This is a genomic window from Natrinema salifodinae, from assembly GCF_900110455.1.
Classification (GTDB): Archaea; Halobacteriota; Halobacteria; order Halobacteriales; family Natrialbaceae; genus Natrinema; species Natrinema salifodinae.
On sequence record NZ_FOIS01000005.1, the window covers coordinates 1 to 16,304 of the forward strand.

Genomic DNA, 16,304 nt, shown 5'->3' on the forward strand with positions numbered 1-16,304 from the left:
GTGTACGCACCAAGGCAACGAGGTGTTGAGCCCGCGAGCACTAACTGATCGAGCCACACACTCATACACTACATCGCATTGGATCTGGTACCCGGAAACGGGTCCAGGCGCGAACTGGACTACACGTACACTACGGTCTTTGACACACCACCGATTATGGTCTACTCACGGTTCGATTCCGTGAATCGGCATTGAGGCGGCCACAGCGGCGGGGTTCCTCCCGTACCCATCCCGAACACGGACGATAAGCCCGCCTGCGTATCGGCCAGTACTGGAGTGCGCGAGCCTCTGGAAACTCCGATTCGCCGCCATCCACTCATACTCTCCATCCATTCCCCCTCGCCAGCCACCGCTCCGGTGGCCGTGAGGGGTTTTTGCATATTTGCAATATTATTTTACTGTCTTGGGAAGATCCTGGTAGCAGTACACGTTGCGCTCGTGCAGCCGACGGCGAACTGCTGCCTGATCTCTCTGCTTTACATACCTTCCAATGTAATAATATATTACTAGATAACATCAAATTTGCCACCAAGGTAAAATAATAATAATTGACGGGATTACAGTCGGAACGTAATCTGGCTAAATCACAATCACCGGAATACGCCCTACTGAAAGTGGTAATTTATTGCTCTTGAATGGATCACGTCCTGCCAGCGATGCTGTACGAATACGAAGCCACAACAGACCGTTCTCACGAAGACACACAGTGTTTTAACACGTGGTACGAAATACCGTATCTATGGGGTGTAATAACGAGGACTTCCTCTGGAGAGAAAGCGCTTCGGAACAGGTCTTGGACCTTCGATACACGTTCCTTTCGTCGCTCGAATCCGAGTCGGTTTCCATCGATTCGATTTCCGGACGAGTCATAGCTGAACCGATCGTTGCTGCCCGTGACGTTCCCGAGCACGATTTTGCGACGATGGACGGATTCGCGTTCGATGTCACCGACGCGTATCCCTTGACCCTTGGTAGCCGTGAGGTCTATCCGGAAGACGAACCACCCTCCCTACAATCGGGGGAAGCGATCCGGGTCGCAACGGGAGCACCGATCCCCGAAGAAGCGAATGCAGTGTTAAAACGCGAAGACGCGTCCATCGACGACGGAGTAGTACGAGGACCGGACATCGAACCTGGGACGTACACGTACGAACGCGGAAGTAATATTAGCGAAGGTGACGTTCTTTTCGAATTCGGTGATCGGCTCTCGGCCAAGGACGCAATTCTCTTGAGCGATTTGGGACACGAGCGTATCGATGTCGTCGAACGATTTTCGACCGGCGTTCTCGCGACGGGAACGGAAATACATGAGGGAAAATCGCGGGATCTCGATTCACCCATGCTCGCCGGACTCGTCCGTTCGTGGGGCCACGAAGCGACTTACGAGGGGTCCGTTCCCAACGAGTACGATCGCGTCAAGTCGGCGATCGATCGCCTGGCGAGCGAATACGACGTGGTCGTGACGACCGGGGGGACAAGTGTCGGCCACAAAGATCACGTCGTTCGAGCAGTGGCCGATCTCGGTTCGGTTCTGTTTCACCGCGTTCGCATCCGCCCCGGGAAGCCGATCGCGGTTGCTCGCCTTCCAGACCACGAAGCGGTCGTCTTCGCCATTCCCGGAAAACCGATCGGCGCTCACACGGTCGCCAGTCTCGTGATGCGGCCGTTTTTCACCGGTGACTCGAAAGCCCCGACGGTGAAGGCGACGCTCGAACGCGCGGTCTCTCTCGGTCCTGACGGATTCGAGTACGCGGTTCCCGTAACGGTGACCGACGAAAACGGGGACCGACGCGCAATGCCGCTCGGGCACGTCGACTCGCCGCTTCGGATCTACGAGGAGCAGTTCGATCCGAGCGTCCTGTCCTCGAGTACGCGTGCGAGTCGGGCGGATGGGATCGTGATCACGCGGGCGTCACTCGCAGCGGATGAGCGTGTAGATGTCGTCCCCTATTCTGCGATCGAATGATGTTCGAGGAGCCCCCCATCGTCGATGTGCCGTCCGTCGAAGAGGGGACAAACGAATCGACCGCAATCCACGGTGTCGTTCTGGCAGCGGGGACGAGCAGCCGGTACGGAAGGTCGAACAAACTCCTGGAATTGATCGACGGCGACCCGTTGGTCTGTCATGCAGTGGCATCGTTCGTCGAGTCCCGACTCGCGAACGTGACCGTCGTACTCGGACACGACCGCGAACGCGTTCGAGCGGCGCTTCGGGAGTACGACGTCGCGTTTCGATACAACAGATCCTACAAGCAGGGACAGAGCGCGTCGGTACGAGAAGGAATCGAAGCCGCTCGCGAGGCGAGCGCCGACGCCGTCATCTTCGGTCTCGGAGACATGCCGAACGTCTCACCCACAACGGTCGATGCGCTCGTCGAGAGCTACGAACGGGGGGACGGGTCCGCGCTTGCGGCCGGGTATGATGGGTCCCGAGGAAACCCGGTGTTGTTCGACTCGCAGCACTTCGATGCGCTCGGTTCCGTAACGGGGGATATCGGCGGACGGGATATCCTTCGGAACGCCCCCGATGCCGCGATCGTCGACACGGCCGATCCCGGCGTTCTCCGCGATATTGATCGGCCGACGGACCTGAAAAACGGAGAGTACGATGCTGACTGATCGATAGTCGAAGACGGTCGGAGACCATCTCTCGACCCGGTATCGGCTTCGCTTCCGCTCTCTACGGTAGAGCGGGAATTCCCCTTGCCGAGCGCCGCGCTATGGCTCGGGTTCGTCCTCGTCGATGTACAGACTTCGCCGGAAGAGAAGCGGCATGAGCGATTCTTTCCCCAAAATCTCCGTTTCCGGGCTCTCCACGTCGCTCTTGTACCGCCGAATCCTGTACGAATCGAGTTCGTTTCGATTCTCGGTGACACGCTCGAGGACCTCGAGGACGTCTCCACTCACTTCGTCACGATACGTTTTCCCGACCTCGATCCCGATGACTGGGACGTCGGTCGGCCAGTCCCAGTCGAACGTGTGGACGTACTGACCGAATTGCCAAACGAGGTGGTCGAGATCGATATCGTCATCGGTGACCTCCGTCGCCAGCTGTTCGAGCTTCCGATCCCAGTAATTGATCACGCACGCTTTGAGATCATCCTGTAGCGTGTCGTCGACGAGTCGCTGTTCGATCGGGTACCCGATCTCGATCCCGACGATCGCGTACTGATCGAGACGCGTAAGGCAGCGCTGGCACTCCATCTCGTAGACCGGTATTCCGACCGGATTTTCGACCGAGAGATGTGCGATCTCTTTGCCGCAGTTCGGACACCAAAGAAACAGCACTCCGTTGTCAACGTTCGTCAGCTCATCGAATACGGTTAAATCGTCGAATTGCTTTTCTTCGGGTAACTGGTCGGCATCTTCCGGCTGTTGGCTCGATGTGGCAGCGTTCGCAAACTGTGCCAATTCGTGATCTTTCAGCAATGATTTAATAACCGAATCGTGAGAAGAATGCGATTCCTCTTCCTGAAGCTCCTCCAATCGTTGTTTCGTCCAGTCCCGTATTCGGATCGTAGCCATTGCGTATATGCTCTGTGTTATCACGCATAATTGTTACTCCGCCACCACGTCCCTGATCTGCCAAATCGCTGTGAACCTGGCTGATTCCGTTCCCTTTCCCATCCAAAGCCGGCGCCAGGCGTATCAATCGTTCGTGTATCGTCGCGTGACATATCCTGCGATACGGTTCCGTACCCGCTTTGATTCGACGTGAGTCAATTTCTCGACTTTCGTTTTGTTCTCTTCGAAGTCGGCTGAAAACGCATCGGGATACCGATCGAGGAGCGTATCGCCGATTGTAATGATGGTCTCTGAGTCGTCGGACATCTTGGTGTGATAACTCATGCCAAACACAATAATGTTTGCCGCGCGAGACGCAACTACGATTCCCGTTCTCGATCGTTGGAGTAAACGCTTCGTATACGAACTGAATACAGTTCTCGACGACGTGCTCGCGGTCTGTTCGCAGACGCTGTCGTACACCGAAGGATCCGCTAGGGGGTTACCGCTACCGATATTTTGATTAGAACAGGGAGGAACCAATGGAATGGTATAGTCTGTCATGCCCTTGCGAGTCACTGTTTCCCCGATCGAATCGATTTCGTCGAGGACCACCGTTTGCCACGTCGACGAACTGTCCGAGGAGGCGAAATCGTATTTCTTTCGAATCGTTCGCGAAGATGTCCCGGTCGCTGTAGAGTCTCACGTTGCGACCGAGTTCTCCCGGTGGGACGTCGTCAAGTTCACCGATTACTACCGCGTTTCGGTAACGAATTCCAGAACGAGCGATCACGTCACTGCGTGAAGGGGACTGCCGACTCGCGGGCCGCGGAAAACGCGAACGCCAAAGCCGCCTCTGTATTCGATGAGTTATGAAGACCCAGATTCAGTTAGCCGTCGGATCCGCGTCATGGATTCGTTGCACTACCGCCTCGAGGGTGATTTCGCCACGCTGATCGGTGATCCTTCCGGTGACGAGATCTATGACTCCGAGTTCGGCTAGCAACCGCCGAGTCTGATCGTGATCGAGACCGAGTGCGGTTTTGACTTCGGAGACCGTCCTCGACTGATCGAGCACCGCCGTTAGCTCGGCGACGGTCAGCCCCTGCGGAACGCCGAGGCCGTCAGCGACGAGGGAGTCGTTCTCGTCGAGATCGACGCTTGCCAGAAGGTCCGCTACGCGCTGATCCCCGAAATCCGATTTCTTCGCTTCTTCGTCCGGTTTCGCGTCCGGTTCCCTCGTCATCACCGAAGCCTCATCTGCGGAGTTCGCGGCATTCGATGCTGTTCCCTCCTCGGTGTCGTCCGATTGGCTGTCTCTTTCGCCCGCCGTTTCTTCCGGATCGTGTATGCCGTGTTTGATCATGTACCGCCGGACCGTTTCGGACGTGACGTCGACGTCGAGTGCCGCGGTCATCGCCGTGAACGTGTCGTATTCTTGGTATACCGCTTCGAGCGCTTTCGGATCCTTGTACGGAGGAGTTCCGGCCGCCGATGTGACGGTCCCTTTTCCACCGCTCGCGTTCCCCCCGAACGAGTAGGTATCCAGCGAACCGTTATCGCGAGTCGGTATCGAAAATTCGAGAGTAACGTCGACGTGTCCGTCGGTCAGGTCCGCGTTCGCGGCGTCGATGGTAATATCATCGTTGACGTGGCCCTCGTCTAGTATCGGCACGCCGACGTTCACTCGGGCAGTAACGGCCTCCGTTCCCACCTCCGTCTCTGCGAGAGCCACGCTTCGGATTTCTTTCTCCGTTCGCTCGAGACCTGCCAGAATCTCGGCTAATTCCCCGATCGCGGCGCTGATCGACATATGGGTTTGTTACACAACCACACACTATGGTGTGGTCGAATGGGTGATATTTGCCTCTTGTTTTCGCGCTCCGAGCCGTCGTTCGTCGTAGTCGTGAGATGGCGTCGAGCAACGGGAGCGGACCGGCAGACGTCAAGCGTTCTCGCGAGGAATCTCTCCGATCGCCGCGTTAGGACGAGCGCTTTCGACGAGTGATGTATCCGGCGATACGGTTTCGGAGGCGGGTCGAACCGACATACGTCATCTTTTGTACAATTTCCTTGTTCGTATCGAACTCGGTCGTGAACGCCTCGGGGTATTGCGTGAGAAGCCGATTGCCGATGTCCATCACGTCTTCCGGATCGGACGCCATTAGCGTGACTACATACCATCGAAAATTGCATAAATACTTTGTTTGCGGTCCGACAGCGGATCAAAAACGAAGCCGGAATCGGGGGACAGTATCACGATCGATTCCGCGCTGTGCCACGCGACGTGTCGTCCGGCCTCCGATTCGATCCGCCGAACATCGAGAACTGAAGTCGAATTCGATCGATTCCGGAGGATTACTCCGCGTCGGCCGTCTCTCGGCTCGCAACCGACCACTCCGTCGGATCGATCGTCTGTCCGTCGATCGTCGAGTGTTCGGGATACGTGGTGAACACGAGGTATTCGGTCCGCTCGTCCAGGTACTCGACGAGCGTGTGGAGGTTCTCGTCCGCGAGACTTCCAACGCCGTCTACGAGCATGAGGGGGACCGTCTCGTCGACGTCGAACGACTCGTATCCGGCGAGCGCTGCGATGAATCCGATCAACTCGAGTTCTCCCTCGCTCAGCGCGTCGAGGCTCGCCTCGCGACCGTCCCGAGCCACCACGAGATCGAAATCCCCAGTCAGGTGGGCCGACTCGAATCCGGTTTCGAAGCGCTCGCCGATCTCCTGGATCGACTCGGTGAACTCCTCTCGCGCTTGGTTTTTGATTTCCTGCTTTCGGGACCTGAGATCCTCGATTTCTCGCCGAATCTCGTTGCGCTCGTCCTTGAGGAGTTCGATCTGTTCAGCGCGCGATTCGAGCTCTTCGAGTTCCGACCGCGCGTCTTCTAGTTCCGCCTCCCGATATTTAATTTCGCTTTCGACGTCGGTAATCTGATCGACCGCTTCGTCGACCGACTCGCTAAGCGCTTCGACGCGTTCGTCCGCCCGATCGAAGCGTTCCCGGGCCTCTTCGAGGCTCTGTTTTCGATCGGCGAGTTTCTCTTCGAGATCCTCGATTTCGGTCTCCACGTCCCGCTTTCGGCGCCGTGCTTGCGCGCGCTCCTCTCGCCGCGCCTCGAGTTCTTCGACGCGGTCACGACGGGATTCGAGCTGCGCCCGCCGCTCGCTGATTTTCTCTCGAAGGGCGTCGAGGCGTTCCTCGAGTGCCTCGCGATCCGCATCCGAACCGCACGTCCAGCAGACGACGGTATCGCCGGTCAGCTCCCGATTGACGTCGGTGATGAGGTCGAGCTTGTCCTCCTGGAGAATCATCTCGTTAGCCGAGTAGACGTTTTGCAACACGTCGATAGCCTGCTTTACCTCCCGGAGTTCCTCGCGAGCGGTTTCCAGTTCAGCCTCGACGGAGTCGTCTTCGTCGATCACGATTTCGTCGAGTTCCGACCGCCGCTCCGCTAGCCGAGTTTCGATTCGCTCGATCGCTTGCGTGAGCCGTTCGATTTGGCTTTCCGCCTGGCTGCGCTCCGCCTGTGCCTGGCTGAGTTCGCCCTGCACCGAATCCGAGCGGTCCTCGTCGTCGGTCGTTGCTGCTGAGAGGTCCGTCCGTCGTTCGCGGAGCTCTTCTACTTCGGTTTCGAGCTGCGTGACCCGCTCTTGGATCGACGGGAGTCGCTTGCTCGCCTCGTTCGCCTGCGCCAGTTCGGAATCGATCTGGTCCCGCTCTCTCTTCAGCGCCGCGATCTGCGCATCGATATCCTGGAAATCGAGCGGGCGGAGAAGAACGTCTTCGAGGTTTGCTCCTTCTCGAACCGCCTGGCGAACCTCGTTTCGCTCGCCGAGACACGCGAACAGTGAGGCTCGAACGACGTCGTACTCGCTCTCGAGGTACGGCGTTCCCTCGGTGCTCACGCTGCCGTTCGCGCTGCGGAGCGCTACCTCGACGTCCTTCTCGGGGGTTCGAAGATGAACGTGTCCGGACGCTTCCCCTTCCGTCAGCGTCGCCGCCGTGCCGAGACCCGTTTTGATCGCTTCGATGAAACTCGATTTGCCCTGCCAATTCGATCCTTTGACCGCGTTGAGGCCCGTCTCGAGCCGTGCGCTCCCGTCGTAAATGCCCGCGATGTTCTCGATATCGATTTTCCACGTCATGACTGTTCGTTCGTGCTCTCGGTCGTCTCGCCCTCGCGATCGCTGTGACGCTCACAGACGTAACCCCGCTCCACGGCGACGGTAAGCGGGACCCGCGTCGGACACTCGTCGCAGTGTAAGTGAAGCTGTACTTCGACCGACGAGGAGGAGACGCCGTCGAGTTCCCCTTTGGTCGCGAGCGAACTGAGTGCTTCGTCGACCTTCTCGATGACGACCTCCTGTGCGACGGCGATGCTGTTGCGTTCCCAGTCCGTGCGCGCGGTCGCCCGCTCTTTAGTCCCGTTCAGACATTCCGTGAGGTGTTTTTTCATCGTTCCCCAGGAAACCATGTCGCCGTGTACCTGCTCGCCGTCGATTCCGACCGCAGATAGCCGTTCGATCGTTTCCTCGCGTACCAGTTCGTCGTCAGCGGTCAGCGCCTGGTAGTCGCCGTCGAGCTGCGATTCGATCGATTCGCGACCCTGCTCGTCGTAAACGCGCTTGAGGAGTCGTTTGTTGAACCACTCGGTTATCGTTCGATAACCGACTTCGGAGTGGCCGTCCGTTCCTCGCCAGCGCGCGAGAAGGCCGGCATTCAGCGACTCGTGGCGCGGATCGGCTGACTCGAGACCGTATCGATCGATCGTCGCGTCGACCTTGCAGCCCGGATCGGGAGACATGTATCAAAAATAATGCAAGGCGCTACATAAAACTGACTGTGCGTGTACGAACCGTAGCGAATACGGCTCCCTGGGGCGTCGAGACTGCGTAATTCCGGTCGAAATCGAACCGCAACCGGAATATACGCCCTAAGGGTGTAAATGATGCGTGCTCATTCGCTGGTCACCGAGCCAGAACTTCACTCAAATACACACCCTAAGGGTATACATCAAACGGGATGCCGGCCGAGACGTGGCGGAAAACGACCCGCACCCTCTCTCGAGACGAACCGCCGACTCCGAACGTCGTACTGGGTAGCTTCCCGAACGAGTCCGGAACGGTCGCGTCCGGGGATTCATGTCGCGTACCCGCTCCGCGATGTAACGCCGCTAGATCCGCTCCCAGAGGTCGGCGCTTGCCGCCCCGACCGCATTCAACTCCGCATCGTCTACGGCGTGTACACCCTCACTGCGTTCGTAGACGATGTCTCCGTCGATGATCGTCCGGGAAACGTCGGCGCGACTCGCCGCGCTGACGACGTAGTACGGTGCGCTCTCCGGCCGAACCGGGTTCGGTCCGAGATCGAGCGTTACGAAGTCACCTCGCTTCCCCGCTTCGATGCTGCCGATGCGATCGTCCATCCCCATCACGGTCGCGCTGCCGATCGTCGCCCACTCCAGCGCGGTCGCCATGTCGAATCCGCTCGGATCGTTCTTCTTCAACTTGTGAATACCGACGGCGGTCCGCATCGTTTCGAACATGTCCGGGTCCCACCCGTCGTCCCCGATTCCGATCGGTATTCCCTCCTCTCGCATCTTCTCGACGTTTGCGATCCCGACCGCGTTGTTCGTATTCGAGTACGGATTGTGCGCCACGGCGACGTCGTTCTCACCGAGCACCTCGATCTCCTCGTCGGTCGCGTGAACGCAGTGTGCGGCGATGACGTCCGCGTCGAAGAACCCCATCGATTCGAGCGCGTGAACGGGGCGCTCGCCGTACTCCCTGATCGATTCGTGGACGTCCACCAACCCCTCTTCGAGGTGTATCTGGATCGGCCGGTCGTCGTCGGTTGCGCGAGCGACGCACTCTCGCACGACCTCGTCGGGGTTCGTAAATAGCGTGTGAAGGCAGTAGTGGCCGGTCACGCGGTCGTATTCGTTTTCCCGGTCGCGAACGAACCGCTGGTTTTCCTCGATTCCGTCGAACGCCTCGTCCGGCGAGTTTCGCGCGGTCGTCTCGAACGCGATCAGACCGCGAATCGGCGTCTCGGCGACGCCCTCCGCCACGGCGTCTAGCGCTCCCGGGAGGGTGTTCGGTCCGGAGTAGTTGTCGCAGAACGCGGTAACTCCACCCTCGAGCATTTCCTTGCACGATCCGAGCGCCGAGAGGCGGGCGTCCTCCGTCGTGAACGCCTCGTCTACTTTCCACCAGATGTCGACCAGCGCTTCGTAGAAGCTTCGCGGCGACGCCGAGATCGGAGCGCCGCGGAGCGGGAGCGCGTACATGTGCGTGTGGCAGTTGACTAGCCCGGGGATCACGACGTCGTCTCTGGCGTCCACGGCGTCCGGATCCGAGGCGTACCCGTCCGCGATCTCGACGATTTCGCCGTTCTCCACCGTGACCTGTACCTCCTCTCTGACCTCGCGCTCGTCGTTCATCGTGACGAGCGTCCCGGCATTGAGTATCACACAGTGTGACTCACTGCCAATTCACAAAAACCTGTCTCCGATCGACGGCGGCCGGACCATCGTCTCTCGCTCTACCGGTCCGTTGCGGGGCGTACGCACCTGAACTGTTATGGGAGTGCCGCGTGAGAATGTGACCCATGACCGATTGTCTCGTCGAAAACGCACGCCTCGTTACGAACGCGGGTCTCAGGCCCGGTTCGATCGCGATCGAAAACGGAGCGATCGCGGAAATCGGCCCCGCGCTTTCGGTGTCGAGTGCCGATGCGGAGACGGTCGTGCAGGCCGACGGAATGGTCGCACTCCCCGGCGCGGTCGACGTTCACACCCACATGCACGATCCGGAACTGTTTCCGGACGACATCGATTTCGCCACGCAGACCGAGAGCGCCGCGGCGGGCGGCGTAACGACGGTCGTCGAATTACCGACGCAGTCACCGGTCACGACTCCGGCCGACCTCGGTGCCAAACGGGACGTCTGCGAGGACCTCGCGCACGTTGATTTCGGCCTGGTCGCGGGGAACTTCGAGGACTTCGAGGAGAGCGAAGTCGACGTCGATGGCTTCATCGATGCCGGCGTTCCCGACTTCAAGACATTTACCGCGGACCCGTACCGCGCCGACGACGGGACGATCCTCGACCTCATGAGTGCGGTCGGAGACGCCGGCGGAACGGTTCGGGTCCACTGCGAGACGCAAGCGATCCTCGATCGCGCCCGAGACGATCTCGAGGGGACGGATCCGGAGCTGTACCCCCGATCTAGGCCGCTCGAGGCGGAACTCGAGGCAATCGGTCGCGTCGGGTGGTTCGCGGAGCGCACCGGCTGTCCGCTCCACGTCGTTCACGTTACGAGCGGGAGCGGCGCTGCGATCGGCGACCGGTTCAAGTCCCGCGCACGCGTGCCGGTCACGCTCGAAACCTGCCCGCAGTATCTCGCGTTTTCGCGCGAGGACGTGTCGTCGCTCGGCCCCTTCCTGAAGGTCAACCCGAGCCTGAAGTCCCCGACGGAGGTCGATCGGCTCTGGCAGGCGGTACGCGACGGGACCATCGATCTCGTGGCGACGGACCACTTCCCGACCCACCGAGCCGACCGCGAGCGAGGATGGGACGACATCTGGGAGCCGTACGCCGGGTTGCCCGGCGTCGAGACGATGCTCGAATTCCTCGTCAGCGAGGGCATTCACGAGGGGCGAATCTCGTGGCCGCGGTTGCTCGAACTCGTCTGCGCGCGACCGGCTCGGGAGGCCGGACTCTATCCCCGAAAGGGTTCGCTCGCGGTGGGGACGGACGCCGATATCGTCCTCGTTCGGGACCGAACGTACGAGGTTTCGGCGGACGAGCTCGCGTACAACGGCGACTGGACGCCGTACGAGGGCCGGACCTGGAGCGCGCGCGTCGACACCGTCATCGCCGGCGGTGAGCTCGTCGCGCGCGATCACGACGTCGTGGCAGAATCAGGCGACGGGTCGTTCCTCCCGCGAGGGCCAGGCGCGGCGGCCGAGTGAGGGGAGGTAAGCGGCGGGCCAGGCGTCCGGTTCGGAACCCGATCAGTCGGTGGCGCCCGTCGTCGCGGTTCGAAGCGCGTCGGCGTCGCTCAGGTGAGAGAGCAGCGTTTCGTGTAGCGGTCCGTTCGATCCGATCAGTTCGTTTCTCGCGTCGAGCTCGGCGGTCGGGTCGTAGGGCTGTCCGTCGGCGTTCGTCACGGTCGCGCCGGCCGCGCGGGCGATGACGAGGCCGCCGGCCACGTCCCAGGGGTACGTGTCGTACTCCCAGACGGCGTCGACCGTTCCGGCCGCCAGGTAACAGAGATTGAGCGCGGCCGAGCCGAGTCGACGGACCCCTCGCGCTTCGTGATAGGTGTGCGAGAGGAACGTGCCGTCGGGATCGTACCCCGAGAGCAGCATGCACTCGTCGAGTGCGGTCCGATCGGTCGTCGAGAGCGGGTTGCCGTTGAGGGTCGCGCCGTCGCCCGCGATCGCGCTGAACAGCTCGTCGGTTTCGGGCGCGTAAACGACGCCCACGACGGGGTCGTCGTTTTCGAGTAACGCGATCGAGATCGAGTAGTTGGGGTTGCCGTGAGCGAAGTTCCCGGTGCCGTCCAGCGGATCGATCAACCAGGTGTGCTCGCACTCGCCGTCACTCGGCCGTTGGACGGACTCTTCGGAGCGGATTCCGTGGTCGGGAAACTCGCTTTCGATGACCGTCGTGATGATGTTCTCGGCTTTGTAGTCGGCTTCGGTAACGATATCGGACTTGTCAGTCTTGTACTCTATCGATTCCGTCTGCCCGTGTAGTTCGCGAAGCGGTTGCCCGGCCGCGCGGGCGGCCTCTTTCGCGACGTGTCGCGCGCTGGAACGCACGTCTTCGTGCGGAGGCTCGCGTGTTTGGGTTCGGGTTCGGACCCGCTTCGAGCCGACGTCCGCGTTGCCGTCGCGAACGCCCCAGCCCAACTTCTCGGAGACGGACGTGAAGAAGTCGTCGTCGTAACTCGTGGTAACGACGAACGCGGGCGTTTCGGCACCTTCGATCGTAACCGTCGCGTCTTCTTCGAGGGTCGCCTGTGCGCGCCCGCCGTCGACGAGCAGGTTCGCCGGTCCCGCGGAAACGACTCTGATCGTCGTTTCGGCGTCGACGACGAGCGGTCGGACGCCGAGCCGGTGCGTGTGCAGCGGTACGATCTGGAGCGATTCGTTGTTCCGCGGGTAGTGGATCGGCCCGCCGGCCGACAGGGAGATGCCGGTCGATCCGGTCGGCGTCGAAACGGCGAGTCCGCTCCCCTCGTATTGGCCGATGAACTCCTCGTCGGCGAACACCTCGAGCCTCGTTATCTTGCGGTCGACCGGGTTTTCCGGCGGGACGTGTTCGATCATCACGTCGTTGATCCCGGTGCAATCGACGTCGGCGGCGTCGACGTGTAACTGCTGTCGCTGATCGATCCGGGCCGTTCCGCGGACTGCCTCCTCGAGCGCATCGGTGAGGTCCCCCGGCGAGACACTCGCGAGAAACGCGAGCGTGCCGGCGTTCACGCCGAGAATGGGGATTTGCTTGGGGCTGAACTGGCGCACTCCTTCGAGGTACGTTCCATCGCCGCCGAGCGTGACGCCGAGGTACTCCGTTCCGGGATCGTAGACCGGATCGATGTCCTCGCCGACGCCGACGGCGTGGACGGGAACGTCGTGCGACCGCCCCCACTGTTCGACAGTTCGCAGTTCCTCGTCGCTGTCCGGACTGACGAGGACGAGTATCTCTTCCGTCGTGGCTAACCGTCTTCCGATCATAGCTGGATCCGATGCTAACCGTTGTTCCGGTCCGCCTGGCTATCGGCGTCGGCGGACGCGCTTGCGTATAGTTAGCACCTGACCAACCCGATGCCGTCTTCTCTTATAAAAATTGGGCGGTGTGGGACTCGTTGCGGCCGATGTGGCGTCTCCCGTGTCGTCTTCCACGAAATGTGCCCCGTTTCCAAACGCGACGACCGTTCGGTAGGACCAGATCCGCGATCGGGCTCGGAGTGCGTCTGCGCGGGAACGGAGCGGTACGCGTCGCTGCGTCCGCGTCCCGGCCGAGAACGATTCGGCAATGCATCGTCCGTTCGATGCACGCAGCGTATACGCGAGCACAAGTCAGGGTGTGAGGGATGTTTTCACGGGGCGAGTATTTATGTGAGATCCCGACTTTGTACGCTCTATGGCGATGGAGCACGTTACCACGCTCGAGTGTACCATTTGCGAGAGAGAGTACGATCCGGACCAAATCATCTACACGTGTCCGGAACACGAGGGGGTCAAAGGGATCCTCGAGGTGACGTACGATTACGACGTCATCCACGACAACTTCGACGCCGACCTCGACGGCCGCATTTCCAGCCAGTGGAAGTACGAAGCGTTCCTCCCGGTCGACGACGACGCCGACGTCGTGACGCTCAACGAGGGCGGGACTGATCTCTTCGACGCGCCGAACCTCAGCGAGGAACTGGGCGTCGAGACGCTCGTCAAAGACGACGGCCGGAATCCGACCGGGTGCTTCAAAGACCGCGCGAGTTCCATCGCGGTAACGAAGGCGAAACACGCCGGACGAGACATCATCACGTGCGCCTCGACCGGAAACGCGGCGGCCTCGTTATCGGGCTACGCCGCCCGAGGCGGCCTCGACTGTCGAATTTTCGTCCCCGGCGACGCCCCCTCGGGAAAGCTCGCACAGCCGTTGGTCTACGGCGCCGACGTGCTCGCCGTCAACGGCTCGTACGACGAAGCGTACGATCTGAGCGTCGAGGTCACCGACGAGTACGGCTGGTACAACCGCAACGCGGCGATCAATCCGTTCCAGGTCGAAGGGAAACGTACAGTCGGCCACGAACTCGCCGAACAGTCGTCGGTTCGCGGGGAGGTCCCCGACTGGGTCGTATTCTCGATGGGGGACGGTTGTACGATCGCCGGCGCCTGGAAAGGATTCCGCGAGTTTTACGACCTGGATTACGTCGAGGACACGCCGAAAATGCTCGGCGTCCAGGCGGAAGGCGCGTCCGCGATCCACGACGCGTTCCATAACCACGACGACGTCGACGAGATCGCCACCACGCTGGCCGACAGTATCGCAGTCGGCCGACCGCGGAACACGATCAAAGCCTGTCGGGCGCTCGAGGAGAGCGGCGGCACGTCGCTGCTCGTCACCGACGAGGAGATTCTCGAGGCCGAGAAACTGTTGGGAAGCACCGAGGGAATTTACACCGAACCGGCCGGCGCAACGCCGCTCGCCGGGGTCAAGCGCGCCCTCGAGGAGGGTGTCATCGACGCCGACGAGACGGTGGTCGTCAACTCGACCGGGTTCGGACTGAAAGACACCGAGAGCGCGAAACGCGCCACCGGTGACGTCGTGCGGATCGATCCCGAGATCGCGGAAGTGGAGCAGCGGTACGACGCGGCGGAGCCCGCTGCGGCCGACGACTGAGCGCCGCGAGGAAAGCGTCAGTGCGCTCCTTCGCCGTTTTCCGGCCGACGGAGTCGTCTCGGCAGCCATTCTTTCCGCGATCAGCGGCCGAATCGCGATTCGACCGCGGGACCGGTTCGAAGCGGAGGCCGAACCGAAAACAAGGAGCGAGTACCCGAACTGCGCGTCAGGCAGCGCTCAGCGGTATCCGTCGGCAAACTCGTCGATCATGAGCTTCGGATCGTCACCGAGCGGATACAGGATCGGACAGAGACAGCCGTTCTCGGCGTACTCTCGGACTTTCTCGCGACACTGCTCCGGTCGGCCGCTCGCGGTCAGTTTGTGGACGACTTCGTCCGGGATTAGCTCCATTCCCTCCTGAATATCATCCTTGTCCGCCGGCCAGCCGCCGATCGCCTCGCCGACCTCGTCGATGAGGTCCTGACTCACGCCGCTCGCCTTCATGATGTGCGGTTGCTGTCCGAGGTACTGGGTGATCAGCTCTCGCGCGTTGTCCAGCGCCTTCTCCTCGTCGTGGTCCATCGAACAGACGACGAGTTGCGGTCGATCGATGTCCTCGAGGGACCGGTCCGACCGATCCAGTCCGGTCTGGAGCGCATCGAGCGCCTTCTGGTTGTACTCGGGGCTGACGAGATAGTTCAGGAGAGCGCCGTCGGCGAAGTGCCCGGTCAGTTCTAGCATCTTGAAGCCGGTGGCCCCGACGAAGACGGGGACGGTCCGCGGTCCGGAGTCGCCGTGGACGACGTCGAGTTCGATGTCACGGACGTTGACGTGTTCGCCGTCGTAGGTCACGTTTTCCATGTCGAGAAGCTGCTTCGTGACCTCGACGCACTCGCGCATCGCCCGAAGGGAGTTCGATCGATCGACCCCGACCTTTTCGGCCAGCGGATCCCACCAGGCGCCGATTCCGCACATGATCCGATCCGGACCCGCCAGCTCCTCGAGCGTGCTCATCGTCTGCGCGATGAGGGCGGTATTTCTCGTCCAGTTGTTGATGACGCCGGACCCGATCTTGATGTCGTCGGTGACGGCGGCGTACGCGGCCATCGGGGTGATGGCGTCGCGCGCGAGCCGAGATTCGGCCTGCCAGACCTCGTCGAACCCTCGCTCTTCGGCGTACTGGACCAGCTCCATGTTCTCCCGAATCGAGTGTTTATCCTGAAGGTACAGGCCGACTCTGTCGCTCCCATCGCTTGCCACGTGACTGTAGCTCATGGAATCGACCACAAATAGCATTTCAAGTGATAAATAATTGTGGGGAATGGTGGCATACAACTCACTTCGGCGTTCGAACGCTCTCTCTGGAGTCTCTCGGGCAGCTATCGAACGCCGGTGCGTGGAGACTGATCGACGCCGATCTCCGAATGTAAATGTGCC

General features: G+C 60.8%; 13 protein-coding genes and 1 rRNA gene. 5 read left to right on the top strand and 9 right to left on the bottom strand.

Annotated elements, in window-relative coordinates:
* The first annotated feature begins 192 nt into the window (after positions 1-192).
* The 3 genes from rrf (at position 193) to BMY29_RS18260 (ending at position 2,619) form a co-directional block, all read left to right on the top strand.
* Positions 193-314: ribosomal RNA gene (gene rrf, locus BMY29_RS18250) — 5S ribosomal RNA — on the top strand.
* A 425-nt stretch (positions 315-739) separates the two neighbouring features.
* The gene (locus BMY29_RS21620) at positions 740-1,966 is read left to right on the top strand and encodes a molybdopterin molybdotransferase MoeA (protein ID WP_049989088.1); all 1,227 of its coding nucleotides are present in this window, start codon (positions 740-742) and stop codon (positions 1,964-1,966) included.
* On the top strand, positions 1,963-2,619 hold the full coding sequence (locus BMY29_RS18260; protein WP_241471247.1) for a nucleotidyltransferase family protein: 657 nt from the start codon (positions 1,963-1,965) through the stop codon (positions 2,617-2,619). The genes BMY29_RS21620 and BMY29_RS18260 overlap by 4 nt, the downstream gene beginning before the upstream one ends.
* Positions 2,620-2,718: 99 nt before the next feature.
* Here the strand turns inward: BMY29_RS18260 and BMY29_RS21500 are convergent, their stop codons facing one another.
* The 7 genes from BMY29_RS21500 to BMY29_RS18300 form a co-directional block, all read right to left on the bottom strand.
* On the bottom strand, positions 2,719-3,204 hold the full coding sequence (locus tag BMY29_RS21500; protein ID WP_241471248.1) for a hypothetical protein: 486 nt from the start codon (positions 3,202-3,204) through the stop codon (positions 2,719-2,721).
* Positions 3,205-3,648: 444 nt separating this feature from the next.
* Positions 3,649-3,831, bottom strand: coding sequence for a 30S ribosomal protein S17e (locus tag BMY29_RS18270; RefSeq protein ID WP_049989204.1), 183 nt, complete (start codon positions 3,829-3,831; stop codon positions 3,649-3,651).
* Between the two features lie 559 nt (positions 3,832-4,390).
* The gene (locus tag BMY29_RS18280; protein ID WP_049989092.1) at positions 4,391-5,317 is read right to left on the bottom strand and encodes a DUF8073 domain-containing protein; all 927 of its coding nucleotides are present in this window, start codon (positions 5,315-5,317) and stop codon (positions 4,391-4,393) included.
* Between the two features lie 169 nt (positions 5,318-5,486).
* On the bottom strand, positions 5,487-5,669 hold the full coding sequence (locus tag BMY29_RS18285; protein WP_049989093.1) for a hypothetical protein: 183 nt from the start codon (positions 5,667-5,669) through the stop codon (positions 5,487-5,489).
* Positions 5,670-5,862: 193 nt separating this feature from the next.
* Positions 5,863-7,656 carry an archaea-specific SMC-related protein gene (locus tag BMY29_RS18290; protein ID WP_049989094.1) on the bottom strand — a complete coding sequence of 598 codons (1,794 nt, stop codon included), beginning with the start codon at positions 7,654-7,656 and terminating at the stop codon, positions 5,863-5,865.
* Complete coding sequence (rdfA, locus tag BMY29_RS18295; RefSeq protein WP_049989095.1) at positions 7,653-8,315, bottom strand: rod-determining factor RdfA; 663 nt, start codon at positions 8,313-8,315, stop codon at positions 7,653-7,655. The genes BMY29_RS18290 and rdfA overlap by 4 nt, the downstream gene beginning before the upstream one ends.
* A 369-nt stretch (positions 8,316-8,684) precedes the next feature.
* Positions 8,685-9,983 carry an amidohydrolase family protein gene (locus BMY29_RS18300; protein WP_049989096.1) on the bottom strand — a complete coding sequence of 433 codons (1,299 nt, stop codon included), beginning with the start codon at positions 9,981-9,983 and terminating at the stop codon, positions 8,685-8,687.
* A gap of 137 nt (positions 9,984-10,120) precedes the next feature.
* On the opposite strand from BMY29_RS18300, the gene BMY29_RS18305 reads away from it, so the two are divergent.
* A complete protein-coding gene (locus BMY29_RS18305; RefSeq protein WP_049989097.1) occupies positions 10,121-11,485 on the top strand; it encodes a dihydroorotase in 1,365 nt (454 codons plus the stop codon).
* A 42-nt stretch (positions 11,486-11,527) separates the two neighbouring features.
* Here the strand turns inward: BMY29_RS18305 and BMY29_RS18310 are convergent, their stop codons facing one another.
* The gene (locus BMY29_RS18310) at positions 11,528-13,258 is read right to left on the bottom strand and encodes an NAD(+)/NADH kinase (RefSeq protein WP_049989098.1); all 1,731 of its coding nucleotides are present in this window, start codon (positions 13,256-13,258) and stop codon (positions 11,528-11,530) included.
* A gap of 409 nt (positions 13,259-13,667) precedes the next feature.
* On the opposite strand from BMY29_RS18310, the gene thrC reads away from it, so the two are divergent.
* Positions 13,668-14,927 (top strand): threonine synthase, encoded by a 1,260-nt coding sequence (gene thrC, locus BMY29_RS18315; RefSeq protein WP_049989099.1) that lies wholly within the window; start codon positions 13,668-13,670, stop codon positions 14,925-14,927.
* Between the two features lie 177 nt (positions 14,928-15,104).
* Here the strand turns inward: thrC and BMY29_RS18320 are convergent, their stop codons facing one another.
* Positions 15,105-16,142, bottom strand: coding sequence for an LLM class flavin-dependent oxidoreductase (locus BMY29_RS18320; RefSeq protein ID WP_049989100.1), 1,038 nt, complete (start codon positions 16,140-16,142; stop codon positions 15,105-15,107).
* Between the last annotated feature and the right edge of the window lie 162 nt (positions 16,143-16,304).

Coding starts and splice junctions, on each gene's coding strand:
- BMY29_RS21500 (WP_241471248.1), bottom strand. CDS start 3,204: ATGGAGTGCCAGCGCTGCCTTACGCGTCTCGATCAGTACGCGATCGTC.
- thrC (WP_049989099.1), top strand. CDS start 13,668: ATGGCGATGGAGCACGTTACCACGCTCGAGTGTACCATTTGCGAGAGA.
- BMY29_RS18310 (WP_049989098.1), bottom strand. CDS start 13,258: ATGATCGGAAGACGGTTAGCCACGACGGAAGAGATACTCGTCCTCGTC.
- BMY29_RS18285 (WP_049989093.1), bottom strand. CDS start 5,669: ATGGCGTCCGATCCGGAAGACGTGATGGACATCGGCAATCGGCTTCTC.
- BMY29_RS21620 (WP_049989088.1), top strand. CDS start 740: ATGGGGTGTAATAACGAGGACTTCCTCTGGAGAGAAAGCGCTTCGGAA.
- BMY29_RS18305 (WP_049989097.1), top strand. CDS start 10,121: ATGACCGATTGTCTCGTCGAAAACGCACGCCTCGTTACGAACGCGGGT.
- BMY29_RS18260 (WP_241471247.1), top strand. CDS start 1,963: ATGATGTTCGAGGAGCCCCCCATCGTCGATGTGCCGTCCGTCGAAGAG.
- BMY29_RS18320 (WP_049989100.1), bottom strand. CDS start 16,142: ATGAGCTACAGTCACGTGGCAAGCGATGGGAGCGACAGAGTCGGCCTG.
- BMY29_RS18280 (WP_049989092.1), bottom strand. CDS start 5,317: ATGTCGATCAGCGCCGCGATCGGGGAATTAGCCGAGATTCTGGCAGGT.
- BMY29_RS18270 (WP_049989204.1), bottom strand. CDS start 3,831: ATGTCCGACGACTCAGAGACCATCATTACAATCGGCGATACGCTCCTC.
- BMY29_RS18290 (WP_049989094.1), bottom strand. CDS start 7,656: ATGACGTGGAAAATCGATATCGAGAACATCGCGGGCATTTACGACGGG.
- rdfA (WP_049989095.1), bottom strand. CDS start 8,315: ATGTCTCCCGATCCGGGCTGCAAGGTCGACGCGACGATCGATCGATAC.